Here is a 25,235-nt window from a genome sequence, read left to right as displayed (position 1 = left end):
TGCTGCTCATGCTCCTGGTCTGGGAGGCGGCGTCCCGCCTGTCGCTGGTCGATGCGCTGCTCGTGCCGCCGCCCTCGGAGATCCTCGCGACGGCGGCGGACCTGATGCGCGACGGCTATCGGCAGACGCCCCTCTGGGATCATGTGCTCCTCAGCCTCGCGCGATCGCTGGCCGGATTCCTGGCCGCGATCGTCACGGGGGTGCCGCTCGGCATCGCCATGGGCATGTCGCCGGTCCTCGGCGCGCTGGTCGACCCGTTCGTCCAGTTCCTGCGCCCGCTGCCGAAGCTCGCCCTGATCCCCCTCGTCGTCCTCTGGTTCGGCATCGGCGAGACCTCCAAGATCCTGCTGATCTACCTGTCCACCGTCCTGACCATCGTCGTCGGGGCAGCCGCCGCCGTGAGCCAGGTGCGGCGGCAGCAATTGCGGGCGGCGCGCGCACTCGGTGCGCGCGGATTCACGATGTTCCGGTTCGTGATCCTGCCGGCGATCCTGCCCGACCTGTTCGTAACGGTGCGGCTCGCCTTCGGCATCGGCTGGACCACCCTGATCGCGGCCGAGATGATCGCCTCGGAGGCCGGGCTGGGCTGGATGGTCGTCAATGCCGGCGCCTACCTGCGCACCGACGTGGTCATGCTCGGCATCGTGCTCCTGGGCGCCACCGGCTACGCCCTCGACCTCGCCCTCGTCGGGCTTCAGCGCTGGGCCACGCCCTGGGCCGGCAGGAGCTGATCCGTGACCGTGCACATCCTGCCGCCCGACCTCCAGGCCACCCGACTGCCACCGTTACCTGACCCGCTGATCGTCGTGGAGGACGTGGCGAAGCGATTCGTCGATGGGCGGACGGGGCGCGTCACCGCGGCCCTGGAGCACCTCTCCTTCGCGATCCGGGACGGCGAGTTCGTCTGTCTGCTCGGCCCCAGCGGCTGCGGCAAGTCCAGCGTGCTGGACCTGCTCTGCGGCTTCGAGCAACCCACCGAGGGGCGCATCGTCGTCGAGGGCGGTCCGGTCCGGGAGCCCGGCCCGGACCGAGGCATCGTGTTCCAGGAGGCGCTGCTGTTCCCCTGGCTGTCGGTGTTCGACAACATCACCTTCGCGCCCCGCCTCGCCGGCGTGCCGGCCGCGCTCTACCGCCCCCGGGCGGCCCGCCTGATCGCCCTGATGGGGCTCGACGGCTTCGAGAACCACGCCCCCTACGAGCTGTCCGGCGGCATGCGGCAGCGCGCGGCCATCGCCCGGGCCTGGATCTCGGAACCGCGCATCCTGCTCATGGACGAGCCCTTCGGCGCGCTGGACGCCCAGACGCGGCTGTCGATGCAGGAGCAATTGCTGATCGCCCGTGAGGCCACGGGGGCGACGGTGCTGTTCGTCACCCACGACATCGAGGAGGCACTGTTCCTGGCCGACCGCATCCTCGTCCTGAGCGCGCGGCCCGGCCGCGTCGCCCGGGAGATCCCGGTGCCGTTCGGCCGGTCGCGGCGCTACGCGGCGCTGCTGACCGACGAACGCTTCGGCCGGCTCAAGCGGGAGATCGTCGAGGAACTCCGCGCCGGCTGACGGAGGCCGTGCGCCGGGCCTTCCCCGTGGCACAAGCATCTGTCGACACGCGGGAATATGGCGAACCGTTTCCTTGAGGCGGCAAATCGCCCGGGTTAGCTTACCGTCTCGGTCAACCGGCTTCAGCGAGTTGGGTGATGGCGACCTCGAAAAAGCGTCCTTCCTGGATCGAAGGCTACAGCCTGACCACGGCGGAGATTTTTTATCACCTCCCCGATTATCCGCATCTTCTCCAGACCTTCGTCTGGCAGCAGCTGGATCTGTTTCCCCATCTCCCCGAATTGAAGAAGTTCCTGGCCTTCTGGCAGGAGCAGCTCGACGGCCCGGTGCATTCCGTGAAGGTCATGCATTGCCAGCTCCTGAAGCCGGCCGAACTGCGCGCGGTGTCCCGGGACTTTTTGCTTCACTGAAGGCCTGTCTGACCAACCCTATCCCCTCTCGACCTCATCCTGAGGTGGCGTAGCGCAGCGGAGCCCTCGAAGGAGCCCTCCAGCCAGCCACGCGATCCCTGGAGGGCTCCTTCGATGCTGCTGCGCAGGACCTCAGGATGAGGGGAAGATTGGGATACACGTCGGTCAGAACCGTCAGGCTACAGCGAGCGCGCGGTCGAACAGGTTCCGAGAGCCGCGTGTGAAGCACCCTACGAACCGCGTGCACGGGTAGGACGGCTACGGGAAAATATTTCCGGTCCCACCGGTTCTGCTGTTCGAACACTCTGCCGAAGCGCGTTCTTTTAAAAGAACATCTCCGTTGACATAAAGAACGTCTCTGGACACCTTATTCGGTGTCGGCGGGCCTGGATCAGGGCGCGCCGGAGGCTCGTCAGACTGGAGATTCGATCCCGATGGCCCTTCGACCCCTGCACGATCGCGTGCTGCTGCGCCGCGTCGAGAGCGACGAGAAGACCAAGGGCGGCATCATCATTCCGGACACCGCCAAGGAGAAGCCGCAGGAGGGCGAGGTCGTCGCCGTCGGCCCCGGCGCCCGTGACGAAGCCGGTCGGGTGACCCCGCTCGATGTCAAAGCCGGGGACCGCGTCCTGTTCGGCAAATGGTCGGGGACCGAGATCAAGGTCGATGGTGAAGACCTCCTGATCCTCAAGGAATCCGACATCCTCGGCGTCATCGCGGCCTGAACAGGCTTCACAACCTTAGACTTGGGAGATTGGACATGGCTGCAAAGGACGTGAAGTTTTCCGGCGATGCGCGCGAGCGGCTTCTGCGCGGGGTCGATATCCTGGCCGATGCCGTGAAGGTCACCCTCGGCCCGAAGGGCCGCAACGTCGTGATCGAGAAGAGCTTCGGCGCGCCGCGCATCACCAAGGACGGCGTCACCGTCGCCAAGGAGATCGAGCTGGAGGACCGCTTCGAGAATCTCGGCGCCCAGCTCCTGCGCGAGGTGGCCTCGAAGACCAACGATCTGGCCGGCGACGGCACGACCACCGCGACCGTGCTGGCGCAGGCCATCGTCCGCGAGGGCGCCAAGGCGGTCGCCGCGAACTTCAACCCCCTCGACCTCAAGCGCGGCATCGACCTCGCCACCGCCGCCGCGGTGAAGGATATCACCGAGCGCGCCCGCAAGGTGACGTCCTCCGACGCGATCGCGCAGGTCGGCACGATCTCGGCCAACGGCGACAAGGAGATCGGCCGGCTCATCGCCGAGGCGGTGCAGAAGGTCGGCAACGAGGGCGTGATCACCGTCGAGGAGGCCAAGACCGCCGAGACCGAGCTCGACGTGGTCGAGGGGCTGCAATTCGATCGCGGCTATCTCTCCCCGTACTTCGTCACAAACGCGGAGAAGCTGATCGCCGAGCTCGAAGACCCCTACATCCTCATCCACGAGAAGAAGCTCTCCACCCTGCAACCGCTGCTCCCGATCCTGGAAGCGGTCGTGCAGTCCGGCCGGCCGCTGCTGATCATCGCCGAGGATATCGAGGGCGAGGCTCTGGCGACGCTGGTGGTGAACCGGCTGCGCGGCGGCCTGAAGGTCGCGGCCGTGAAGGCGCCGGGCTTCGGCGATCGCCGCAAGGCGATCCTGGAGGACATCGCGATCCTCACCAAGGGCCAGACCATCTCGGAGGATCTGGGCATCAAGCTCGAGAACGTGACGCTGCCCCAACTCGGGCAGGCCAAGCGGGTCCGCATCGAGAAGGAGAGCACCACGATCGTCGACGGTGCCGGCGACAAGGCGGAGATTGCCGGGCGTATCGCGCAGATCAAGGCGCAGATCGAGGAGACCACTTCGGACTATGACCGCGAGAAGCTGCAGGAGCGCCTGGCCAAGCTCGCGGGCGGCGTCGCGGTGATCCGCGTCGGCGGCGCCACCGAAGTCGAGGTGAAGGAGAAGAAGGACCGGGTCGACGACGCGCTGAACGCCACCCGGGCGGCGATCGAGGAGGGCATCGTCCCGGGCGGCGGCACCGCGTTGCTGCGCGCCAAGGTGGTGGTCTCCGCCATCAAGACCGACAATGCCGACGTGAAGGCGGGCATCGCCATCGTGCTCAAGGCCCTCGAAGCGCCCATCCGCCAAATCGCGGCCAATGCCGGCGTCGAGGGTTCGATCGTGGTCGCGAAGGTCATCGAGAGCGGCTCCGACACCTACGGGTTCGATGCGCAGACCGAGGTCTACGGCGACCTGATCGAGGCCGGCATCGTCGATCCGGCCAAGGTGGTGCGCACCGCCCTGCAGGACGCCGCTTCGGTGGCGGGCCTATTGGTCACCACGGAAGCCCTCATCACCGAGCGCCCGAGGGAGAAGTCACCGCTCCCAACCCCGGCGGGGGCGGATTTCTGATCCCCACGCATTAGGCCGGCGCGTTCGGCAGACCCCAGACGCGGCGTCCGTCCCCTCGAAGGTTCGCGGGGACGGACGCGATACGAGACGGAGGGTGCCGTCACTCTCTCGGATCTGCTTCCGCGGTTCGGGCTCTCCTGATCTGAAGCGTCCTTTTGCCGAAAGTCGGCCGCCCCCTATCGAATTGCCGCGCTACGTCACCACGAAGCCGTGCGCGAACGGGTCGCGGTCGTCGATGAAGATCGTGTTGATGCCGGTCTGGCGTGCCCAGCCGGCCACCGAGGGCACGATCGCAGGCTTGCCGGCGATGGTCGTGGCAGCCTCGACCCGGCCGCGGAACAGCGAGCCGATGATCGACTCGTGCACGAAATCATCGCCGGCCTTCAGCCGGCCCTTGGCGGCGAGCTGCGCCATGCGGGCCGAGGTACCGGTGCCGCAGGGCGAGCGGTCGATTGCCTTGTCACCGTAGAACACGGCGTTGCGGGCCTGGGCCTCGGGATGGCGCGGCGCGCCGGTCCAGAGAATGTGGGACAGGCCGCGGATCTCCGGATGCTCGGGATGGACGAAGTCGTATTGGGCGTTGAGCGCCGCCCGGAGTCGAGGCGACAGGGCGATGAGCTCGCCGGCGGAATGGTCCGCCATGTCCCGAAAGTTTTTTTGCGGTTCGACGATGGCGTAGAAGTTGCCGCCATAGGCGACATCGACCACGATCTCGCCGATGCCCTCGACCTGCGCGGTCAGCCCCTCGGCGTGGAGATAACCCGGCACGTTGCGCAGCCGCACCTCCTCCACGAAGCGGCCCTCCTGCCGGTAGGTCACCTCCACCTTGCCGGCCGGCGCATCGATGGCGAGCTTGCCCGGCTCGCGCGGGGTGACCAGGCCGTTCTCGATCGCCATGGTGACCGTGCCGATCGTGCCGTGGCCGCACATCGGCAGGCAGCCGCTGGTCTCGATGAACAGGATCGCGACGTCGCAATCGGCCCGCGTCGGCGGATACAGGATCGAACCCGACATCATGTCGTGGCCCCGCGGCTCGAACATCAGCCCGGTGCGGATCCAGTCGAAGGCGCGCAGGAAATGGGCGCGCTTCTCCAGCATGGTCGTGCCTTCGAGGATCGGGCCGCCGCCCGAGACGAGGCGGACCGGGTTGCCGCAGGTATGGCCGTCGAGGCAGGAGAAGGTGTGGTTGGCCATGGCGGCAAGTCCTGTTTGAAGCCCTATCGGAAGCGCTGGGGCGAGAACGGCGCGAGGTCGATCGCTGGCGGCGCGCCGGTGACGAGGTCCGCGACGAGGCGGGCCGTGCCCGCCGACTGGGTCAGCCCGAGATGGCCGTGTCCGAAGGCGTAGACGACCCGCCGCGTGGCCGCGGCATGGCCGATCGCCGGCAGGGAATCGGGCAGCGACGGGCGAAACCCCATCCAGGGCCGACCACCCTCGGTGTTCAGGCCCGGCAGGAAGCGTTTTGCGTTGCGCAGCATCGCGTCCGAGCGCCGGAAGTCCGGCGGCCGGTCGAGGCCGCCGAGTTCCACCGCGCCGCCGACCCGGATGCCGGACGACAGGCGCGTCACCACGAAGCCGTGGCCGCCGAAGGTGACCTGCGTGCGCAGGTCGAAGGCGCCCTCGGGCAGGGTCGTGTTGTAGCCGCGCTCGGTCTCCAGCGGGATCCGCTCGCCGAGGCTGCGGGCGATCCGGTGCGAGAACGCCCCGGCCGCGACCACGACCTGCGCGGCGTGGCGCGTGCCGGCTTGCGTCACGACGGCGACGCCGTCCTCCGTGGGCCGGAGCGCTGTCACGGCGGCGCGCGCAATCGTGCCGCCCTCGGCCCGCAGGCGCTCGGCCAGGGCGAGCACGTAGTCCTTCGGGTCCGCGATCGAGAACCAGCCGGGCGTGAATGTCCCGTGGGTGAATCGCGGCGACAGGCCCGGCTGGATCGCCGCCATCGCGGCGGCGTCGAGGTGCTCGAAGGCGATGCCGTGATCCGCGCGCACGTGCCAGCCCGGCAGGGCGGCCTCGAACTCGGGCCTCCCCTCGTAGACCTGGAGGTTGCCCTCCTTGCGCAGCATCGCCGATGTGCCCGTCGCCGTGAGGAACGGCTCCAGCGCATCCCGCGAACAATCCATGAGCGCGGTCTGGGCGGCCGTCGCCCGGCGGACGCGCTCCGGCGCGCAGGCCCGCCAGAAGCGCAGCATCCACGGCAGGATTCGCGGGGCGTAGGCCGGCGGCACCGAGAGCGGCCCGAGCGGGTCGAGCAGCCAGCGCGGCGCCTTCCGGAGGATGCCGGGCGAGGCCAGCGGCAGAATGTCGGTGAAGGCGAAGGCCCCGGCATTGCCAGCGCTGGCCCCGGCCGCCGGGCCCTCGCGGTCGAGCACCGTGACCGACAGGCCCCGGGCGCGCAGGGCGAGCGCGGCGGACAACCCGATGACGCCTGCGCCGATGACGATGACGGCGCCCGGCTCGGAGGGAGAGGAGCCCATCGTTTAGCGCGCCGCCGCCGGAAGCCGGCGCGTCCTGCAGGACCGGACGACGACGAGGGGGGCGCCAGGTGGCGTGCCCCCCGTGGTGCTCCGGTAAAAGATAGTCATTGCGTCCGTCATGCCGATCGTCAGGTCTCTGAAGGTTCAGGACGCATATTCTGGGCCGTCAGCAGGCATCCGGATCGCATATGCCTCCTGGCCCGCGTCGTTCAGGGACCTACATTCAAGGGCGATCCGAATGTATTGGCAAAACGCCTGTTGAATGACTATCGCGTGCGGGACTGATATTGAATGGATACGGCGCGCATTGTGCAAAGGTCCAGAAATATTTGATCGAGTGACTGAATTTGCTCAGCGCAGGGACCGGAACCCGCCTTCGGACCGCCGCGCGGATCAGGTCCGAGTTCGACATGGGTCCCCCACGGTCGCGCAGGGATCGTTGGCTGTGCAGGGCGGATCCGTCGAGTCGGCATGCGCATGGATGGCCGCATGAACCCTCTAGGTGCACGCGCAGCCGTAAAGAACCGGCTCGAATAGGCGATCCGACAACGCGCCGTCAGCCGGACCGGGCCATGCCCAACGTGCGGATGTTCGATACCACCGGCCGCCAAGTCCTGGTCAGACGTGCCTCAAGAAGCGATCGGATTGTACTAAGCGGCAGAACCAAACACGCGAGCAAAAACACGACGACGGACAGGCGCTTGATGGGATTGTACCAGCTCGGGAAAGATGTTGCCGTGACGATGGCGCTCCTCCATGTGATGCGCCGGAATTCAATGATATCGATGTAATTTCTGTACCGAGAATACATATACATTTCTGTCGAGTTGCCGATATTACATTTTCCATCCTTCTCGATTAATATCGTTCTCAGGTGGGACAGGCGATCGACAAATCGCTTCTGGTGCCGTCTGAGCAGCGTCGGCGCCGGCACCCGGTTGCTGCCGGATTTGTTCCTGTTGTGCAGCCGATAGCGTCCGAGCGGCTCGGAAAGACTCACGACATCGCCGTAGAACGGAGCGGCCAGCAGCATGATGCCGTCGACCGCGGAGTCGTAATGCGCGTCGTCCAGCAGCGTGCACAGATCCCTGCGGAACACATTGCCCGAGGTCGGCGGAGTGATGTAGGTGCCGGCCTTCTCGATTGCATCGACGAAGAGGCCGCGGTCGCGCGCGTCGGCCAGTTTCGGAAAGGCGGGGCCGATGACGGATCCGGTGCTGTCGATCCGAAGCAGAGGGAACTGAAGCTTCGCGACTCCTTCGTCGAGATGGAGGATGATTTTCTGTATTGCGCCGGGCATCAGCTCGTCGTCGGCATCCAGGAACAGTACGAAAGGCGCGTCTGTCTTGGAGACGCCGTATCGGCACGCGCTCACTTGGCCGCCGTTCTCTTTCCGGAACGATCGAAGACCGAATTTCTCGATTTCATCCCACGATCGGTCCGTGGACCCGTCATCGATGACAATCACATCGCAGTGTGTTGTATCCTGAGAAACGACGCTCTCGATCGAATGCCGGACATAATTTTCGTAGTTGTAGCAATTTATTATAATCGCGAGCCGCGGTCTCTCAGGCGTCATCGAGTCTACCTATGTAACTATAGCTCGTCAAAATCAACATAAGTCTGGATCGCCCCAGATATTGCTATTATCCATGTATTATGGCTTTCGGTAAATGCCGACGCGTTCGATTTCGATCGGGATTAAATTTGAGGCCGATCCGTACCTTCAAGGCACGTGGCCGATATCCGCTTTGCGGGCCTGGGATAGGGGTTCGGCGCCGCGGAGGCGCCGCTTTCGGTGGCCCTCCGTCGGAAGGGATGCCGGTTCGGAGGCGCACAGGAGGCTGGCGCGCTATCGCGGTGACGTGCCGGAGGGGGCCGACATCTGCTCGGTGCACACGATCGGGCGCTTGGACGCGTCGGTCCAGATCACCTCCTGGCCCTTGCCGCGCAGTTCGTGCGTCTCGTCCGCATAGCGGAAGCCGGAACCGCTCGGCTGAATCGGGAGCGTCACGGCGGAGCCGCTCGGCGGCTGGACCACGGCTTGCTCCGCTTGGCCTGCGGTGACGAACGCGACGGTCAGGGTCTGGTCCTTGGGGCAGGAGAAGACGACCTTGTGCGCCTGGGCCGGTTCGGGGCGGATGGCGTCGCCCGTCGCCTGCGCGGGCTCTTCGGCGGCGAGCGCCCGGGTGGCGCCGGTCCAGGCTGAAATTTCGCAGAGAAGGCATAGGGCCTGCGCGAGTCTTCGCATCAGCAAGTCTCCCTTGGCCGCGACTGGGGGCCTTAAAGGTGAACGCGCGGCACCGGCTCGTCACGCGATCATCGGACCCGAGATCGTCGACAGGACGGTAGCATCCGGCACGCGCCGGGCCGCGTGTCAGCGTCCGGGGTCGGCGTGGTCCTTCAGCTCGCCCAGCAGCGCCAGGATCCGCCCCAGCAGCGCCCGGGCATGGAGCGCGACGCCGCTGCCGGCGCGGTCGTCGGCTTGGGCGGCACAGGCCTCGTAGGCCGCGCGCAGGGCGGCGAGCTGGCGCGCGCGCAGCTCGGGATCGTCGGAGCCCATGGGCTACCTCTCCGACAGGCTGGTGTCTGCGGTACGTCCCCGCGGACAAGCCTCCTCAACCACCCTCAGTCGGGGAGTTGGAAAACCGTGTTTGAACGGTCCCTACGACCTTTAGTGCCGGAACACCTGGACATGCGCCGCAGGCTCCCCGACCACGCAGTCAAGGATTCCGGTGCCGTCGCGGTCGGCACCAAACCGTCAAACAAGGGGTTTCCACGCCCCAGGGCGGCACGTACCGCCCCGGGCAGGCGGGTAGCCCATTCTAGGAAGGGAATCCAGGCCCGTGACGCCGCCGAGCCGATACGGTCTGGGGATGGTGCAGAAACGTACGGATGAGTCTTTCGCTAGATAAAATGTCGGATTTTGTCTTAAAATCCATTAACCTTGACTCAGGGCGCCGTTGAACAAGCGGGGTGCCTCAGACTTCTGCTTTCGTGCATCATGACGTTTGAGGTGCAACAAAGATGAACTCTTATTCCATCTTACTTCGCAACCGGGCACAGGCGGGTGTGGGCCATCCGCGACTCCTGGCCTACGAGATTCCGGATCGGCTCGCGGCGCAGGCGCTCGTTTCAGGGATCGCCGCCTCCTACCGGGAGCACGGCTTCAACCCCGCAACCCGGATGCACTGGTTCCAGGACGGCGACAGCGTCCACGAGATCTATGCGTGGCCGCACTTATGAAGGTTGCGCCGGCTCAGGTGCCGCAGAACGTCCGGTAGCCGACCCCGCCGCCCTCGGGCGCCTCGGCGTAGCGGGCCATGGCGGGCTGGTCGTCGTAGGGGCGGGACAGCACCGTCAGCAGCTCCTCGAACGGCGCGAAGTCGCCACGCTCCAGAGCCGCGGCGATCATCGCCTCGACGCGATGGTTGCGCGGGATGAAGGCCGGGTTGACCCGGCGCATCGCCGCTTCCGCCGCGGCGGGGGCGCGGGCTTCCTGGGCGAGGCGCTGGCGCCAGTTCGAGGCCCAGCCGTCATAGGCGGTCGGATCGACGAACAGGTCGCGCACGGCGGCGTCGGCCTCCGGGTTTGAGGCGGCGGCGCACAGAGCCCGGAAGGTGCGGGTGAAGTCGGCTTGGTTCTCGGCCATCCGCTTGAGCAGGTCGCCGGCCAGCGCCGGGTCACCATCGCGCAGATCGGTGAGCCCGAGCTTGGCATTGAGGCCGCTGTGATAGGCAGCCTCGAAGCGCGGCGCGTATCCCGCCAGGACGGCTTCGGCCTCGGCGACCGCCTCGGTCTCGTCGGCGGCCAGCAGCGGCAGCAGCGTCTCGGCCAGGCGCGTCAGGTTCCACAGGGCGATGCGCGGCTGCTCGCCGTAGGCATAGCGCCCGTGCTGGTCGATCGAGCTGAACACCGTCCGGGGATCGTAGGCGTCCAGGAAGGCGCAGGGGCCGTAATCGATCGTCTCGCCAGCCACCGACATGTTGTCGGTGTTCATCACCCCGTGGACGAACCCGACCAGCAGCCAGCGCGCCACCAGCGCGGCCTGGCGGGCCACGACGCCTTCGAGCAGCGCCCGGTACGGTTTCTCCGCGCCGGCCGCCTCGGGATAGTGCCGGGCCAGCACATGGTTGGCGAGAGCCCGCAGGCCCTCGACATCGCCCCGGACAGCGAAGAACTGAAAGGTGCCGACCCGGATATGGCTCGCCGCCACGCGGGTCAGCACGGCGCCGGGCAGTAGGGTCTCGCGCACCACCGGCTCGCCCGTCGCCACGGCGGCGAGCGCCCGCGTGGTCGGGATGCCCAGCGCCGCCATGGCCTCGCTGACGAGGTACTCGCGCAGCACCGGCCCGAGCGCCGCGCGGCCGTCGCCCCGGCGGGAGAACGGTGTCGGGCCGGAGCCCTTCAGCTGGATGTCGCGGCGCTGTCCCGCCCGGTCGACAACCTCGCCCAAGAGAACCGCCCGGCCGTCGCCGAGCTGCGGCACGAACTGCCCGAACTGGTGCCCGGCATAGGCGGCAGCCAGGGGCGTCGCGCCGTCGGGAACCTGGTTTCCGGCCAGCGCCGCCACCCCCTCGGGGCCGGCGAGCCAGTCCGGATCGAGGCCGAGATCTTCGGCGAGCGCCCGGTTGAGCCGGATCAGCCGCGGCGCCGCCACGGGTGTGGGCGCCCGGGCGGCGTAGAAACGCTCCGGCAGGCGGGCGTAGCTGTTGTCGAAGGGGATCGGGGTCATCGACGGCATCTATGAACGCGCCCGGCGGCCAGCAAGCGCGGCCGCAATCCAGAGAAGACGGTTCAGGCCGCGCGGCGTTCCCTCAGGCGTCGTGATGCCCCCCGGCACAGTCATGGCGTCGAACAGCCGGCCGATTTTGCGACCGAACCGCCGGGATGTGCGTTCGCCCCAGGCATCCGGCTCTCCGCCTCCGGTCCGAAGCCGTCGATCCGCACTGTGGCAGGCAGGTCTCAGAATGGCGCCTCTAGACGAAAACATGCGGGCACGGCCGACCGCATGCTTGTAAGACTTGCCCCCACGGGCGATGCCGCTGCCATGGCTCTGCGCGGACCTCTATCGATCTTGCCGAAGCCCGTATCGCGGGCGGCGCTGCACGGCGGCGAGACCCGCGACCGGGTGTGGGCGGCCGCGCGAGCGCGCGGGCCAAGCCAGCCATGAGCGCCACGGCCGCATTTCTGCCCGGGGGCGGCGAGCTCGGCGCGATCGTCCGAGCCTATGACTGGGCGACCACCCCGCTCGGCCCGATCGAGACCTGGTCCCAGAGCCTGCGCTCCGCGGTCAGCACCGTGCTGCTGTCGCCGGTGCCGATCGTGCTGCTCTGGGGACCGGACGGCATCATGATCTACAACGATGCCTACTCGGCCTTCGCGGGCGGGCGGCATCCGCAGCTGCTGGGCTCGAAGGTGCGCGAGGGCTGGCCCGAGGTCGCCGATTTCAACGACAACGTCATGCGGGTGGGCCTTGCCGGCGGCACCCTGTCCTACAAGGACCAGGAACTCACCCTGCACCGCTACGGCCGGCCCGAGCAGGTCTGGATGAATCTCGATTACTCGCCGGTGCTCGATGAGGCCGGCGAGCCGGCCGGGGTCATCGCCGTCGTGGTCGAGACCACCGAGCGCGTGCTCGCCGAGCAGCAGCTGAAGGCGAGCCAGGCGCTGGCCCAGCTCTACGCCGACCGGATCCAGCTCGCTTTGTCGGCGGGCGCGATCATCGGCACCTGGGTGTGGGATCTGCAGGCCGACGAGTTCACCGTGGACGAGGCCTTCGCCCGCAGCTTCGGCCTCGATCCGGCCCTCGGGCGGGTCGGGCTCAGCCTGGAGCAGGTGATCGCCACGGTCCATCCGGAGGACCGCCAGGGGCTGATCGCAGCGATCAACGAGGTGATCGCCCGCGGCGGCGCCTACGCGCACCAGTACCGGGTCCGGCGCACCGACGGAAAATATTACTGGATCGAGGCCAACGGCCGGGTCGATCTCGCGCCGGACGGGACGCCGCTCAGCTTCCCGGGCGTACTCATCAACGTCGAGGACCGCCGGGCGGTCGAGGCCGAGCGCGACCGCGCCATCATGATGCTGCGCACCCTGACCGACACGCTGGAGCAGCGCGTCGCCGAGCGGACCAGCGAGCTGATGCGGACCGAGGACGCCCTGCGCCAGTCGCAGAAGATGGAGGCGGTCGGCCAGCTCACCGGCGGCGTGGCGCATGATTTCAACAACTTGCTGACCATCATCCGCTCGTCCGTGGACTTCCTGCGCCGGCCCGACCTGCCGGAGGCGCGCAAGGCCCGCTACCTCGACGCCGTCTCCGACACGGTCGATCGCGCCGCCAAGCTCACCGGCCAGCTCCTCGCCTTCGCGCGCCGGCAGGCGCTGAAGCCGGAGGTGTTCCATGTCGGCCAGAAGGTCCGCGGCATCGCCGACATGCTCGATACGGTGATCGGTGCCCGGGTCCGGGTGGTCGCCGAGGTGCCGGACGCGCCCTGCTACATCCGGGCCGATGTCAGCCAGTTCGAGACCGCCCTGGTCAACATGGCGGTCAACGCCCGGGACGCCATGGACGGGGAGGGGACCCTGACCCTGCGGCTGGCGGGCAACCGCACCATGCCGGCGATCCGCGGCCATGCCGGGGCGGACACCGCCTTCGCCGCGGTGTCGCTGACCGATACCGGCGCCGGGATCTCGGAGGCCGATCTCGGCCGCCTGTTCGAGCCGTTCTTCACCACCAAGGAAGTCGGCAAGGGCACCGGGCTCGGCCTATCCCAGGTGTTCGGCTTCGCCAAGCAATCGGGCGGCAACGTCGACGTGACCAGCGCGCCGGGGCAGGGGGCGACCTTCACCCTGTATCTCCCGCAGGTGGACGTGGATCACGCGATCGACGCGGCCGAGACCGCCCCGGCGCCGATCCTGCCCCTCGGCGCGGGCCAGCGGGTCCTGGTGGTCGAGGACAATGTCGAGGTCGGCCAGTTCGCCACCCAGATCCTGCAGGATCTCGGCTACGAGACCGTCTGGGCGGCCAATGCCGAGGCGGCGCTGGAGCGGCTCGGCCGGGACGGTGGCGGATTCGAGGTGGTGTTCTCCGACGTGGTCATGCCCGGCATGGGCGGGCTGGCGCTGGCCCAGGAGCTGGCGCGCCGGCTGCCGGAGCTGCCGGTGCTGCTGACCTCCGGCTACAGCCACGTGCTGGCCCAGGAGGGCACCCACGGCTTTGAGCTGCTGCACAAGCCCTATTCCGCCGACCAGCTCGGGCGGGTGCTGAGCCGGGTGGTCGGACGGCCGGTGCCGGTCTCCGCCGAGTGAGGGCTTCGCCCTAGCGCATCGTCCCGGATATAGAAACCGGGACGATGCGCTATAACCTTGGTTTTGCATCATCTTTTTCCGAAAGGCAGCAACCACCTTTCGGGATGATGCTCTAGGCGGCCGGCAACGCGGCGCCCGCGCCCGGGGTGCCGCAGGCGTGGCAGAACCGCTCGAAGGTGCTCTTGCGCTGCGTGCAGGCCGGGCAATCCTCGAACAGGCCGAGTCCGCAATGCGGGCAGAAATTCGTGTTCGGATCGCCGAGCGCCGCCGGCCGCTCGCAGCCCGGGCAGACCTTCTTGGCGAGCCGGGCCAGGGCCTGATCGGTGGCGATCTCGGTGCGGCGCTCCGCGTCGGGCCGCGCTTCGACCTGCGCCTGGCGCGCCCGGTAGGCGTGGAGGGCGTTGATCGCCGCGCGCCCGCCCACCAGCGTGACGACCACGCCGACGCCGTACTGCACGTAGCCGCCGTAGCTCGGCATGTACGGCACCAGCTCGACGAAGAACGCGAAGGCGGCCGCGAACGCGAAGCCCCAGACGAACGGCCAGTTGCGCGCGTGCCGCCGCTTCATCAGCAGCCAGCCGGCGAGCACCAGCAGCGGCAGCGTCAGGGCGAGCCGGTAGCCGAACACCCGCAGCTCCTGGCCGCGCTCAGCCGCGTCGAGCTTCTCCTGGGCCGCCGCGCGCAGGGCATTGTCCACGCGGATCTGGTCCTGCTCCCGCTCGGACAGGTCGGCCTGCGCCTGGGCCAACGCGGTCAGCCGATCCTCGACCGCCCGCTCGGCGTCCTTCAGCGCGTCGAGCTGCTTCGTGCGGTCGATCAGGCCGGGATCCTGGTCGACCCGCCGGGTCGCGTCCCGGGTCTTCAACCAGTTGGCGAAGGTCTCGCGGGCGCCCTCGGACGCCGCCTGGGCCGCCTCCAGGGCGAGCTGGTCCCGTCCGGTCCGGCGCCGGGTGTCGTCCATCTCCCGGCGGATCTGCTTCAGCGTCTCGGTCGAGGCTCGGGCCTGGTCGGGTTCGAGGAACTGCTCGAGTGTGTAGCGCTGCTCCACCTGCGGCAGGTCGCCGACGACCAGGGAGCCCAGCCCGATCAGGAACCACGCGAACAGCAGCGCCACGAGCCAGAGGGCGAGGTTGAACCAACGCTCGGACAATCGGGACCCAGCACGCACGCCGTCGACTCCACAGACCCACTGTCCGCAAGCTCTAGCATAAGCCGGCGGTCAGCGGGCCGGCGCGGTCCCCGGTACAGCCGGTACGGCGCGCGCCCGGCCCGGGACGAGCGACAGCCCGGCCGAGATCAGGGCGAACAGGATCAGCGGCGTGAGGGCCAGGGTGAAGCTGCCGGTGGCGTCCTTGATGGTGCCGATCAGGTAGGGGCCGAGGAAACCGCCGAGATTGCCGACCGCGTTGATCGCCGCGATGCTGGCTGCGGCCGCGGCCGGCGGCAGCTCCTCGGTCGCCAGGGCCCAGAACGGCCCCTTCAGCATGTAGACGCCCACCGCCGCCACGGTCAGCGCGCCGACCAGCGGCAGGATGCCGGACAGGACCGTGCCGCCCGCGAGCCCCGCCGCCAGGACCAGGAACGGGATGGCGAGGTGCCAGCGCCGCTCGCCGACCTGGTCGCTGTGCCGGCCCCACAGGATCATCGCCACGGAGGCGACGCCGTAGGGGATGCTGTTCAAGAGGCCGGTCTCGACATTGGTCAGGCCGTAGCTCTTGACGATCTGCGGCGTCCAGAAGGTCAGGCCGTAGCTGCTGGCGGTCGAGCCGAAATAGATCGCGGCGAACAGGATCAGCCGGCGGTCGCGCAGCATGGTCCCCAGCGACGGCGAGCCGGTCCCGCCGGTGCGGGCGGCGTTGCGGGCGGATTCCTCCCGCAGGCGTCCCTCCAGCCAGTCCCGCTCGGCGGGGGGTAGCCACGCCGCGTGCCGCGGCCCGTCGGGCAGGAACCACAGTACGGCCCCGGCCATCAGGAGTGCGGGCAGGCCCTCCAGGATGAACAGCCATTGCCAGCCGGCGAGCCCCCAGCCGCTGAGGCCCAGCAGCGCCCCGGAGATCGGCGAGCCCAGGAACGACGAGATCGGGATCGAGATCATGAAGATGCCGACGATCCGCGCCCGGTAGGCCGAGGGGAACCAGTAGGTCAGGTACAGGATCACGCCCGGGAAGAACCCGGCCTCGGCGACGCCGAGCAGGAAGCGCAGGCCGATGAACGACCACGGCCCCTGCACCAGCGCCATGGCCATGGAGATGACGCCCCAGGTCGCCATGATCCGGGCGATCCAGAGCCGGGCCCCGAAGCGCTCCAGCATCAGGTTGCTGGGCACCTCCATCAAGAAATAGCCGAGGAAGAAGATCCCGGCGCCCCAGCCGAACACGGTCGCGGTCAGCCCGACATCGTGGTTCATCTGGATGGCCGCGAAGCCGACATTCACCCGGTCCAGGAAGGACACGAAATAGGCGAGGATCAGGAACGGCACGAGCCGCCACCCGATGCGGCGCATCGCCGAGCGTTCGATTTCAGACTCGGCCATGGTGATCCTCCTCGTCGGCGGCCGTCTCCGGGCCGCTCACGGGTGCGGGCGCAGGCTCCGGGAACGCCGGTTCGGCGATCCGGCGACGAAGAGTTCGATCGCGGAGAGGCAGGCGGTCGCGCAGGTCGCGCCGAACAGGGCGGCCCGGTCGCCCGCGCCGGGATCGGTTCCGGACGGCATCAGAGGGTCGCCGCGGCGCATCGCGTGCGGTTCATCTCGGGTTTCCTCGCGGCCGGTCGGTTCGAATGCCGATCCTGGCCAGCCGATCTACCGCGAAAGCCCGATGATCGGAAGTCGTCACCGCGTGAGGACTTCCGATTTGTCGCCGGTTTCCGGACCGTGTGTAACCCTACGCGGGCTTTCGGGCTCGGGCGGCCTTCGCCGGCGCCTCGCCGGTCTCGGCGGATTTCGGGGTCGACTTCCGGCGCTTGTGGCCGAGGCCCGCGGTCCGAGCGAACTCGGCGCGCATGGCCGAGTAGTTGGCGGCCGTCGTCGGGTAGTCGCGCGGCAGCCCGAAGCGCTCCCGATACGTTTCAATGGTCAGGCCGTGCCCCGTGAGGTGCCGCTTCAGCGTCTTGTACGGCTTGCCGTCGATGAAGCTGATCAGCGCGTCGGGGGTGATCGACTTCCGGACCTGGCCGGAGGTGATCTTCTTCGGCTCCGGCTCGGCGGGCGCGCCGACCTGACCCAGGCCGCTCAGGGCCTCGTGAACACGCGCCAGCAGGGTCGGCAGTTCGGGCATCGGCACGGAGTTGTTGGACACGTAAGCCGACACGATGTCGGCGGTCAGAGCGATGACATCGACCTGATCGTCTTGCGGAAACGCGGTGTCGTCTTCCATGGGCGGCTCTCGATGCGGAACTGCGCGATGAACATCGCTCTATCTGCCGCCAGTCAAGCGCCTATCTGAGCAAAAACAGGTGATCGCCCCTGTTGTTGGTCAAAGTATCTGTTGAATACCAGCATAAAGTGGTTATCCCGCAACAGCCGACCCGGCACAGCGCTATTCTGCCCATGCCCTCGGCAACTTGCGCGGATCGACCGCGCGGCGGCGCCGTTCAGGAAGTCTTAACGGCGCCGTGGTCTCTCGAAGCGTCGCTCCGGCTTCGCGGGGCAGGAAGCCGAACGACAGGCGGGCCGAGCCTTGCCCTTCATGCTCGGCCCGCGCCCTTGCGCTCAGGCGTTGGCGGCGCGTGCGATCGGCGTCGGGATCGCCCCGTGCTTGCTCGGCGGCGTTGCGCGCGACGCGTAATCCGCCCGGTAGCTGCGCTCCAGATTCATCAGCGTGCGCATCGGCGCCTCGGCCAGATCGAGCAGCCGCGCGTCGCGCCAGCGCAGCTTGGTCAGATGCCGGCGGCTGAACCACCGCGGCTTCTCTTCCTCGACGAGCAGGATCAGCTTGCCCGTCCATGTTTTCCGAAACCAGAACCGCCCCGTGAGCTTGCCTGCGCCGAACATCGCAGCACCTCGCATGAGAGCCCGGGACGACAACGTCCCGGAAGCTCGGCGGTTTCCGCCTCAGCCGCTCGTGCGGGCCTGCAGGTGCCGGGCCGTCCAGGAGGCGACCGCGAGGCCGACGATCCCGCCAGCGACGGCCGCCGCCGCCTTCACCAGGAAATCGTCGAACCGGCCGTGGCGCGTGCCGGTCAGCGTCTGACCGGCTTCCAGGCCGCCGGCCAGCAGGACGGCGCCGAGCAGGATCCAGGGCCAGCGCCGCGGGTAGCCCAGCGTCAGGAGCAGCCCGGCCAGCGCGTAGGCGGCCGCCCGCTCGAAGCTCGGGTTGGCCGTCACCACCGGGCGCAGGCCGATCGGCACCAGCGTGATCGCGACGATCGCCGCGACGAGGATCCAGGCTGCAAGTCGCACTAGGCTCAGCACCCACTTGTCCATCATGAGCCCCGCGTCTCGGAACACCGCGCCGACCTCTCCGCATACAGGGCCTGCGGACCGGAAGCTGTTGCAGTTCGGCGGCCCGGACGCAGAAAGCCGACGCAGCACCGGCGTGTTGCCGAGTTCGGCGTGATCGCAAAGGGTTAGCGCCGCGCGCGGTCGGGGAGGCTCCCGATCGCGCCACTGTTGCTCGTTCGTTCTAGGCAAAGGATCGGCGAATCGGGCATAAGAGCGGGATGCGCATGCCCGTGCTCAGCCCTCTCGCGATGCTCGTCCTAATCGGTGCCGGGTCGGTCGCGATGGCGGCCGCGCCGGCCGATCCGCGCGCGCTCGAGCTGGCCTGGCACCGCTGCCTGCGGGAATCCTACGCCCACCAGCCGCCCGGTCAGAGCCGGGCCGGGGACGAGCGCAACGCCCTCGACGAATGCAAGGCCCAGGAGGATGCGTTCGTGGCCTCGCTCATGGCCGCCGGACCGACGCAGGATGGCCGGACCGGGACCGTCTGGTCCCGGACCTGGGCGGCGTTCGTGGAGCCGCTCACCGCCTGGATCGGCGGTCTCCGGCGCTGACGCCGCCGGTCAGGAGGTCGACCACTCGCGCTTCACCTCGTCGGCTGGCCGGTCGAGATGGACCTTGCCGCCCTCGACGGCCCGGACGAAATCGAGTGGTATGAAATGGTGCAGGCCGCCCGCCGCCGCATCGCGCTTGGTCAGCTTGATCTCGCCTTTGTCGATGTGATCGACCGTGCCGACATGGGCTCCGTCCGAGCCAACAACCTCGGCGTGTTCCTGAATCTGGGCGGCATCAACCATCGGTTTTCTCCCTGTCGTGCCGCGTCAAACCGCGCGCCGGGCGGCGCAGTTCCGGGCCGCGCCATCCAGACCCAGGCCGTCAGGGGGGGGCGGGCTCCGCGGCGTCGCACCGCGCGGGCGCCGCTGAACCGGTGCAGGCGCGGCTCGTTGATCCGCCATGACCGATTCAACGCCCGCCCCGCTGGACCAAGTCGCCGACGCCCGTCGGCACGAGATGGCGACCGAGCACCTGCTGTTCGGCACGATCCGCTTCCTCGCCCAGCGCCATCCGGAGCTGCTGGACGAGCTCGACCGCAGCCTGGACCACCTATGGGACCGGGCCGAGGGTGCGGAGCGGGACGACGCGGCCGTGCGCAAGATCGCCAGCCGCATCATCAAGAGCCTGCGGGCGGAGAGCTAGCAGGGCGATCCGATCGCCCTGCACTCCGAAGACCGCTACTGGCGCGCGCAGCCGATGCAGATGCCGCGGGTGATCGCGTCGTTGCGCTGCTCGAGCGGGCTGCGCCGCTCGATGCTGCCGGTCTCGTTGGGTCCGAGCGCGCCGGGGTTCGGCACCGTCTGGCCGGTGGCCGCAGTGTGGGGTGCTTTCGCGGCCGTGGCCGGGCCGCCTCCGGTTCCCGTCTGGCTCACGGGTTGGGCCCAGACGGGCTGCGTGCCCAGGGCCAGAACGACGAGCGTGGCGATCTTCAGGGGCGCGCGCATAGGTACCTCCCGGCGCTTTTTATCTGCGTGGAACTGACGCACCTGCCGGTCGAAAGTTCCGTTTTCGCGCATGAGCGGAATGCAAGGATCACCTTCGCGTGGCGCTCGGCTGGCCAGGATCACGGCCCCACCATCCGGGGTATCGGCTAAGCCCTATTGAGGCTTGCCGGCCAAGCTGGACCGCCGGTTAGTGGCACCCTCACGATCGAGGGGCTACCATGAACCCGACCGTCAAGGCCGTGCTGCTGAACGAGCGGGCCAGTGTCCTGGCCGCCATCGCGGCCCGTGAGGGGACCGTGTCCGATCTGCTGGTTCAGTTGAACGGCGTCGAGAACGACATCTGGCGGTTGCGCCACCGGCTCATCGATCTGGAAGCCTATCTGATCGGCCAGCGGGTCGAGTTGACGGAGGATGCGTCACCACCGGAGGTCGCCGCCGTCGCGGCACCGAGCGACGCGCCCGGCCTGCCGGCCTGCAAGCCCCTCGACGACTTCGTCCGCCACAGGTCCGGAAAGCGGAAGCTCCTCGCCGAGGTCGCGCCCCGCCTCATTGAGGATGCGCGCCGGTCGAGCTGAGCGCGCCGACGGGATTGCCCCGCGGCCCTGTCCTGGGGCCTATCTAGACCCCGCGCGGATTCGAGAGGGGTGAGGGATGGGCAACCGGGATGGCGCCGGCGCGTCGAGCGCACGGATCGCAGAAGTCCAGCGCCTCGCGACCGCCCTGGCTGCCCGGGTCCGGTACGCGCAGCTGGTCCAGCGGCCGGTCTACGAGGAGCAGATCAACGCCCTGGTCGGCGCCGCTCGGCTCCTCGACGAGGAGAGGGTGCCGTGGCCGCCCATGGTCGAAGAGGTGCTGATGGAGCTGGCCAAATCCCTGGACGGCTCCGGCGCGGCGGAGGATGCCGAGGCGCCGGATTCTGACCGGGAGGACATTTAAGAGACCGCAAGCCGCCGCGGGCTCAAGAAAAATCGCCGAGCCAGCGCAGCGAGCGTCGCAGGCGGTCGGTGCCGCCCTGGGCGAACCACAGCCCGTGCGCGAAGATCACGGCGTCGGGCTTGAGCGCGACGAGTTCCGCCGCGGCCCGCGCGGTATCGCGCCGGCGCAGCTTGATCACCAGGCGTAGGTAGGGCGGCGGCTGGCCCTCCGGCGCGGTCATGCCGGCCAGGCGCAGCAGCGGCCGCAGGAGCGCCGGCATCTTGGCCGGCTCCAGGTTGAGCACGAGATCGGTCAGAATTAGCGTCCGGCTGCGCCCGTGGAAGAACGCGACCTCGCGGAAGCCGAGGCCGCCCGGAACTACGATCTGGCGCAGGTCCGACGCCCATTCGGGCGGCGCCGCGTCGTCGAGCACGCGGTCGATCCGCAGGCCGGCGCGGCGGACCTGGCGGCGCTGGCGCAGGTTCGGGGCGGCCCAGGTCAGGGCCTCCGGGCAATGGCTCTGCCAGTCCTTCAGGAAGGTCCAATGCGCGATATTGGGCGCGACGAGGTGGCGGATCGGCCCGAGCGCCGCGATCGCCCGGTGCAGGGCCGCATCGTAGCGCGTCGGCGAGTGGAGCCACAGGCTGCCGTCGCCGAGCCGGACCACCGTCATCCGGACGGGGAGCGGCATCCCGAGGATCCGCAGGGGACCGCTGTCGACGATCCAGACGCCCTCGGCCACGGGCTTGAGCACGTCGAGGGGCGGATACGTCGCTTCAGGCAAGGCCCGGTCCTCTCGGTTGCCTCCGGCGCCAGGGCCGGATCGTCAGGCAACCGGCGGAGGGCACAGGGTTTCCCGGATGGATCGCCGCAGCCCCGATTCCTCAGCTTCTCGCTCACCCCGCCTGGAACGGCCGGTGCTTGTCGTCATCGGTATCCGTCGCCGCGCCTTTCGGTACGGTGCTGGTGTCGACCATGGTCCGCTGGTCTCGCTGAGGATCCGGAAAGTCCGTCAACGCGCGCCAGGGCGTCGCTGGCACGCCCATCCGGAAACCGCCCGATGACCGGAACAGCCAGGCCGCGACGAGCATCCAGGGCACGACGAAGAAAACGAAAGCACTAAGTCCCACGACGATCCTCCTTGGGCGGCACGCTTACCGGAAGAACGCGGGAGGAGCCGCCATCGATCCTGGCGGCCGCTACAGCAGGCGCCGCCGAAGTGGATACCGGTTCGGCGTCAGCGAGGGCGTTGAATCAACGGCTCTAAGACGACGCCACCAAGTTGCTGCGGATTCCGGCACCGAACCCACCGATCAGACGGTCATACTCGGCCTCGGCCGTGCCGTAGCTGTCGCCCGCGAGGTCGAGCAGGCCCTCGCGGTCGATGATCTCGACGAGGCCGCGGTGCTTGCGCACGAAGCCGTCCCGCTCAAGCCGTCTCAGGGCGGCCGTCACACCGGGCCGTTCGACGCCCAGCATCAGCGACATGAACTCGTGCGTGACCATCACGGCGTCGCCGTCGCTCCGGTCCTGGTACATCAGCAACCACCGGGCCAGCCGCATCGGGGTGTTGCCCCGCGCATTGGCGAAGGCCGTCTGCGCGGTCTGGGCGAAGTGGGTGTGGATGTAGCGGAGCAGCACGAGGCGCATGGCCGGACGTGCCTCCACCACCCCAAGCAGCACGCGCGCATCGATCGACAGCATGTAGCCGGGCGCCTGCACGAAATGTGTGTAGGGGGTGCGGTCGTCACCGAGCAGGACGGGGGCGGCCCCGACCAAACCTTCGCGGCCGATCAGCCCGATCTCCACCCGGCCGCGCGCGCCGTCGTTCGTCACGGAGACGATGCCGGCCTCCACGAAGTAGGCGGTCTCGATCTTCGTTTTGGGGGCGATCAGGATCTGCCGGACGGCCATGTCTTCCGGGCGCAACGCGGGCTGCAGCGCCAAGAAATCGTCCGGTGCGAGCGCCCGGAGAAGGCGGTTGCCCAGATTGGCCTGCTGAAGCTGTGCCACGGGGTCTCATGCGTATCGGGCCAGGGCACAAGCGGTCCCTCAATCGTCGGCGCCCTGGACGTAGCCGACAACCCACCTCCGCTAAGGCCTGGTTTCGGTCGCTGCAACGTAAGAATTTGACAGAAAAGTGCGTCCGAATGCCGTCTTCGATCCAATGTAAATTTCTTACCATTGGGCTTTTCGATGCATTGGCGCGTCATGCGGATACGATCCCACGCGAACGACCGCATTTGCACCGGAACGGTTCTGACGATCGAGTCAGAAGCCTGATCGCCATCTTTCGAGATGAGGTTTGATCTGTCCAATATCGCATGATCATCTCGGACGTATCGGTCGATGTCCGGTCCTCACCCGGCTGCGGCATGGCCTGCGACGACCTCCTGAGCCTGCGCTGCCTCTCCGGCTGAGCCTCAGCCCGTGACCTCGCCAAGCAGCGTCTGGACGAAGCGGCGGGTGCGCGGATCGGCGGGCCGGGCGAACAGCTCGGCGGGCGGGCCCTGCTCCACGAAGGTGCCGCCGTCGAGGAACACCACCGCGTCGGCGACCCGCCGGGCGAGGCGCAGGTCGTGGGTCGCCATCAGCATGGTCATGCCCTCGCGGGCGAGGCCGGCCAGCACGTCCACCACCTCGGCGGCGAGTTCGGGATCGAGCGCCGAAGTCGGCTCGTCGCAGAGCAGCAGGCGCGGGGAGGGGGCCAGCGCCCGGGCGATCGCCACCCGCTGCTGCTGGCCGCCGGAGAGGCTCGCCGGCCAGGCCTCGGCCTTGTGGGCGAGGCCGACCCGCTCCAGCAATTCCAGCGCCCGGACCCGGGCCGCGTCCTTCGGCCATTTGCCGACCGTGATCAGCCCCTCGGTGATGTTCTCGATCACCGTGCGGTGGGGAAACAGCTGGAAATTCTGGAACACCATGCCGGTCTGGCGGCGCACCGCGAGCACGTCCCGCCGGGCCGGCGGCGCGCTGGGCCGGAACTCCAGGCGCTGGTCGCCGAGCACCAGCGTGCCGGCCTGCGGGATCTCCAGCAGGTTCACGCAGCGCAGCAGCGTCGACTTGCCCGAGCCCGACGGGCCGATCAGCGCCGTGACTTGGCCCTCCGGCACCGTCAGGTCGATGCCGCGCAGGATCGGAGTGTCGCCGAAGCGTTTTTCGATGGCCTGGAGGGCGATCATGCCCGGGCCTCCAGGTAGCCGCCGTAGCGTCCGAGCCGTCGCTCCAGCCGGCTCTGGAGCCAGGACAGGGCGGAGCACAGCACGAGGTAGATGAGCGCCGCCTCGACGTAGAGGATCAGCGGCTCGTAGGTGACCGCGACGATGCGCTGGGCCGCCTGGAACATCTCCGGCACCGTGATGGCGGCGGCGAGCGAGGTATCCTTCACCAGGGCGATGAAGGTGTTGGACAGGGACGGCACCGCCACCCGCGCCGCCTGGGGCAGGATCGTGCGGCGCATCGCCTGCGCCGGGGTCATGCCGGTGGCGTAGGCGGCCTCCCACTGCCCCTTCGGGATCGACGCGATCGCGGCGCGCACGATCTCCGAGGCGTAGGCGCCGATATTGAGGGTGAAGCCGATCACCGCCGCCGGAAACGCGTCGATCAGGATGCCGACGCTCGGCAGGCCGTAGAAGATCACGAACAGCTGCACGAGGAGCGGCGTGCCGCGAAAAATCCAGACATAGGTCCAGGCCAGAGCCGCCAGCGGCCGCGGCCCGAACAGCCGCGTGAGGGCGATCACCAGGGCGAGGCTCAGCCCGAGCACGAAGGCGATCAGCGTCAGCGGTATCGTGAACCGGAGACAGGCTTCGAGCAGCGGCCCGAGCGACTGGAGCATGAGGTCGAGCCAGTGCGGCACGGGACGGTGTTTCCTGCGGGATCGGGCGAGGGTCTATACGGCTTTGCGCCGCGGATCGCGCGGGGGATTTTTGGCTGGGCCAGCTGGGGATCGCCCGGGGCGCAGCAAGGCACCCGGTCCGGCGATACCACGCGCGCTCCCTCCCCCCTCTGCGGGGGAGGGTGGCCCCCGAAGGAGGTCGGGAGAGGGGAGCCACGGTGCAGGATGGGGCTTTGTCCGTCGTGCCCGTTGCGTCATTTGCTGAACCCGGGTTCCCCTCTCCCGACCCCTGCTGACGCAGGGGCCACCCTCCCCCGCAGAGGGGGGAGGGAAGCGTCCGTTCTGACCTATTGGAGTGATGCCCATGAGTTTCGGGCTCGATGAGGACCGGACTGCGATCCGCGAGATGGCGCT

30 protein-coding genes and 1 pseudogene are annotated in these 25,235 nt (G+C 68.6%); 12 read left to right on the top strand and 19 right to left on the bottom strand.

All coding sequences use genetic code 11. The features are described 5' to 3' along the window. Positions 1 to 8 precede the first annotated feature (8 nt). From MKK67_RS18735 to groL, 5 genes are all read left to right on the top strand, one after another. On the top strand, positions 9 to 731 hold the full coding sequence (locus tag MKK67_RS18735) for an ABC transporter permease (RefSeq protein WP_243968007.1): 723 nt from the start codon (positions 9 to 11) through the stop codon (positions 729 to 731). 3 nt (positions 732 to 734) lie between these two features. Beyond that, complete coding sequence (locus MKK67_RS18730; protein ID WP_243967774.1) at positions 735 to 1,556, top strand: ABC transporter ATP-binding protein; 822 nt, start codon at positions 735 to 737, stop codon at positions 1,554 to 1,556. A gap of 137 nt (positions 1,557 to 1,693) precedes the next feature. Further along, a complete protein-coding gene (locus MKK67_RS18725; RefSeq protein WP_243967764.1) occupies positions 1,694 to 1,966 on the top strand; it encodes an usg protein in 273 nt (90 codons plus the stop codon). A gap of 434 nt (positions 1,967 to 2,400) precedes the next feature. Then, positions 2,401 to 2,691 (top strand): co-chaperone GroES, encoded by a 291-nt coding sequence (gene groES / locus MKK67_RS18720; protein WP_243967762.1) that lies wholly within the window; start codon positions 2,401 to 2,403, stop codon positions 2,689 to 2,691. Between the two features lie 35 nt (positions 2,692 to 2,726). Beyond that, positions 2,727 to 4,349 (top strand): chaperonin GroEL, encoded by a 1,623-nt coding sequence (groL, locus tag MKK67_RS18715; RefSeq protein ID WP_243967753.1) that lies wholly within the window; start codon positions 2,727 to 2,729, stop codon positions 4,347 to 4,349. A gap of 192 nt (positions 4,350 to 4,541) precedes the next feature. On the opposite strand, the gene MKK67_RS18710 is transcribed toward groL, so the two are convergent. The 5 genes from MKK67_RS18710 to MKK67_RS18690 form a co-directional block, all read right to left on the bottom strand. Continuing rightward, complete coding sequence (locus MKK67_RS18710) at positions 4,542 to 5,543, bottom strand: 4-hydroxyproline epimerase (protein ID WP_243967745.1); 1,002 nt, start codon at positions 5,541 to 5,543, stop codon at positions 4,542 to 4,544. A gap of 23 nt (positions 5,544 to 5,566) precedes the next feature. After that, positions 5,567 to 6,823, bottom strand: a complete 1,257-nt coding sequence (locus MKK67_RS18705) for an NAD(P)/FAD-dependent oxidoreductase (RefSeq protein WP_243967734.1) — start codon at positions 6,821 to 6,823, stop codon at positions 5,567 to 5,569. A gap of 556 nt (positions 6,824 to 7,379) precedes the next feature. Continuing rightward, the gene (locus tag MKK67_RS18700) at positions 7,380 to 8,402 is read right to left on the bottom strand and encodes a glycosyltransferase family 2 protein (RefSeq protein ID WP_243967727.1); all 1,023 of its coding nucleotides are present in this window, start codon (positions 8,400 to 8,402) and stop codon (positions 7,380 to 7,382) included. 273 nt (positions 8,403 to 8,675) lie between these two features. Continuing rightward, complete coding sequence (locus MKK67_RS18695; protein WP_243967725.1) at positions 8,676 to 9,074, bottom strand: MliC family protein; 399 nt, start codon at positions 9,072 to 9,074, stop codon at positions 8,676 to 8,678. A gap of 126 nt (positions 9,075 to 9,200) precedes the next feature. Then, positions 9,201 to 9,386, bottom strand: a complete 186-nt coding sequence (locus MKK67_RS18690) for a hypothetical protein (protein WP_243967716.1) — start codon at positions 9,384 to 9,386, stop codon at positions 9,201 to 9,203. A gap of 464 nt (positions 9,387 to 9,850) precedes the next feature. Between MKK67_RS18690 and MKK67_RS18685 the strand changes: the two genes are divergently transcribed. Next, positions 9,851 to 10,069, top strand: coding sequence for a hypothetical protein (locus MKK67_RS18685; protein ID WP_243967714.1), 219 nt, complete (start codon positions 9,851 to 9,853; stop codon positions 10,067 to 10,069). A gap of 13 nt (positions 10,070 to 10,082) precedes the next feature. On the opposite strand, the gene MKK67_RS18680 is transcribed toward MKK67_RS18685, so the two are convergent. Beyond that, positions 10,083 to 11,558 carry a protein adenylyltransferase SelO gene (locus MKK67_RS18680; RefSeq protein WP_243967712.1) on the bottom strand — a complete coding sequence of 492 codons (1,476 nt, stop codon included), beginning with the start codon at positions 11,556 to 11,558 and terminating at the stop codon, positions 10,083 to 10,085. A 434-nt stretch (positions 11,559 to 11,992) separates the two neighbouring features. Between MKK67_RS18680 and MKK67_RS32960 the strand changes: the two are divergent. Both MKK67_RS32960 and MKK67_RS18675 read left to right on the top strand, forming a co-directional pair. Then, a pseudogene (locus tag MKK67_RS32960) lies at positions 11,993 to 12,466 on the top strand (PAS domain-containing protein); the annotation flags it as partial. Next, positions 12,458 to 14,134, top strand: coding sequence for an ATP-binding protein (locus tag MKK67_RS18675; RefSeq protein WP_409568418.1), 1,677 nt, complete (start codon positions 12,458 to 12,460; stop codon positions 14,132 to 14,134). The pseudogene MKK67_RS32960 and the gene MKK67_RS18675, both read left to right, overlap by 9 nt. A 112-nt stretch (positions 14,135 to 14,246) precedes the next feature. Here MKK67_RS18675 and MKK67_RS18670 read toward each other — a convergent pair whose 3' ends face one another. The 6 genes from MKK67_RS18670 to MKK67_RS18645 all read right to left on the bottom strand — a co-directional run bounded on the left by MKK67_RS18670 (position 14,247) and on the right by MKK67_RS18645 (position 18,557). Beyond that, on the bottom strand, positions 14,247 to 15,302 hold the full coding sequence (locus MKK67_RS18670; protein ID WP_243967684.1) for a serine endopeptidase: 1,056 nt from the start codon (positions 15,300 to 15,302) through the stop codon (positions 14,247 to 14,249). A 51-nt stretch (positions 15,303 to 15,353) separates the two neighbouring features. Next, entirely contained in the window at positions 15,354 to 16,667 is a 1,314-nt protein-coding gene (locus MKK67_RS18665; protein ID WP_243967682.1) for an MFS transporter, read from the bottom strand. A gap of 36 nt (positions 16,668 to 16,703) precedes the next feature. Next, positions 16,704 to 16,847 carry a hypothetical protein gene (locus MKK67_RS18660; RefSeq protein ID WP_243967680.1) on the bottom strand — a complete coding sequence of 48 codons (144 nt, stop codon included), beginning with the start codon at positions 16,845 to 16,847 and terminating at the stop codon, positions 16,704 to 16,706. A gap of 169 nt (positions 16,848 to 17,016) precedes the next feature. Next, positions 17,017 to 17,508, bottom strand: a complete 492-nt coding sequence (locus tag MKK67_RS18655) for a MucR family transcriptional regulator (protein ID WP_243967678.1) — start codon at positions 17,506 to 17,508, stop codon at positions 17,017 to 17,019. Positions 17,509 to 17,843: 335 nt separating this feature from the next. Beyond that, entirely contained in the window at positions 17,844 to 18,125 is a 282-nt protein-coding gene (locus MKK67_RS18650; RefSeq protein ID WP_243967676.1) for a hypothetical protein, read from the bottom strand. 60 nt (positions 18,126 to 18,185) lie between these two features. Continuing rightward, entirely contained in the window at positions 18,186 to 18,557 is a 372-nt protein-coding gene (locus tag MKK67_RS18645; protein ID WP_243968005.1) for a hypothetical protein, read from the bottom strand. Between the two features lie 242 nt (positions 18,558 to 18,799). Between MKK67_RS18645 and MKK67_RS18640 the strand changes: the two genes are divergently transcribed. Then, the gene (locus tag MKK67_RS18640) at positions 18,800 to 19,126 is read left to right on the top strand and encodes a hypothetical protein (protein WP_243967674.1); all 327 of its coding nucleotides are present in this window, start codon (positions 18,800 to 18,802) and stop codon (positions 19,124 to 19,126) included. A gap of 9 nt (positions 19,127 to 19,135) precedes the next feature. Here the strand turns inward: MKK67_RS18640 and MKK67_RS18635 are convergent, their stop codons facing one another. Then, positions 19,136 to 19,369, bottom strand: a complete 234-nt coding sequence (locus MKK67_RS18635; protein WP_243967671.1) for a DUF2171 domain-containing protein — start codon at positions 19,367 to 19,369, stop codon at positions 19,136 to 19,138. Between the two features lie 157 nt (positions 19,370 to 19,526). Here MKK67_RS18635 and MKK67_RS18630 point away from each other — a divergent pair, with 157 nt between their 5' ends. After that, positions 19,527 to 19,769 (top strand): hypothetical protein, encoded by a 243-nt coding sequence (locus tag MKK67_RS18630; RefSeq protein WP_243967669.1) that lies wholly within the window; start codon positions 19,527 to 19,529, stop codon positions 19,767 to 19,769. A gap of 35 nt (positions 19,770 to 19,804) precedes the next feature. Here the strand turns inward: MKK67_RS18630 and MKK67_RS18625 are convergent, their stop codons facing one another. Continuing rightward, on the bottom strand, positions 19,805 to 20,194 hold the full coding sequence (locus tag MKK67_RS18625; protein WP_243967667.1) for a hypothetical protein: 390 nt from the start codon (positions 20,192 to 20,194) through the stop codon (positions 19,805 to 19,807). A 95-nt stretch (positions 20,195 to 20,289) separates the two neighbouring features. Between MKK67_RS18625 and MKK67_RS18620 the strand changes: the two genes are divergently transcribed. Then, entirely contained in the window at positions 20,290 to 20,646 is a 357-nt protein-coding gene (locus MKK67_RS18620) for a hypothetical protein (RefSeq protein ID WP_243967665.1), read from the top strand. Between the two features lie 76 nt (positions 20,647 to 20,722). Then, positions 20,723 to 21,007: a hypothetical protein gene (locus MKK67_RS18615; protein ID WP_243967662.1), complete on the top strand. Its 285-nt coding sequence runs from the start codon at positions 20,723 to 20,725 to the stop codon at positions 21,005 to 21,007. 22 nt (positions 21,008 to 21,029) lie between these two features. On the opposite strand, the gene MKK67_RS18610 is transcribed toward MKK67_RS18615, so the two are convergent. The 5 genes from MKK67_RS18610 to MKK67_RS18590 form a co-directional block, all read right to left on the bottom strand. Next, a complete protein-coding gene (locus tag MKK67_RS18610) occupies positions 21,030 to 21,770 on the bottom strand; it encodes a DUF4336 domain-containing protein (protein ID WP_243967660.1) in 741 nt (246 codons plus the stop codon). A gap of 112 nt (positions 21,771 to 21,882) precedes the next feature. Then, positions 21,883 to 22,077, bottom strand: a complete 195-nt coding sequence (locus MKK67_RS18605) for a hypothetical protein (RefSeq protein ID WP_243967659.1) — start codon at positions 22,075 to 22,077, stop codon at positions 21,883 to 21,885. Positions 22,078 to 22,249: 172 nt separating this feature from the next. After that, positions 22,250 to 22,999, bottom strand: coding sequence for a Crp/Fnr family transcriptional regulator (locus tag MKK67_RS18600; RefSeq protein WP_243967657.1), 750 nt, complete (start codon positions 22,997 to 22,999; stop codon positions 22,250 to 22,252). A gap of 410 nt (positions 23,000 to 23,409) precedes the next feature. Beyond that, positions 23,410 to 24,165: an amino acid ABC transporter ATP-binding protein gene (locus MKK67_RS18595; RefSeq protein ID WP_243967655.1), complete on the bottom strand. Its 756-nt coding sequence runs from the start codon at positions 24,163 to 24,165 to the stop codon at positions 23,410 to 23,412. After that, the gene (locus MKK67_RS18590; RefSeq protein ID WP_243967653.1) at positions 24,162 to 24,842 is read right to left on the bottom strand and encodes an amino acid ABC transporter permease; all 681 of its coding nucleotides are present in this window, start codon (positions 24,840 to 24,842) and stop codon (positions 24,162 to 24,164) included. Before MKK67_RS18590 ends, MKK67_RS18595 begins: the two co-directional genes overlap by 4 nt. Positions 24,843 to 25,235: the final 393 nt, after the last annotated feature.

It is taken from the genome of Methylobacterium sp. J-072, from assembly GCF_022829425.1.
Classification (GTDB): domain Bacteria; phylum Pseudomonadota; class Alphaproteobacteria; order Rhizobiales; family Beijerinckiaceae; genus Methylobacterium.
Note: the sequence above shows the minus strand (reverse complement) of the source record. Positions and strands in the feature narration are given on the sequence as shown.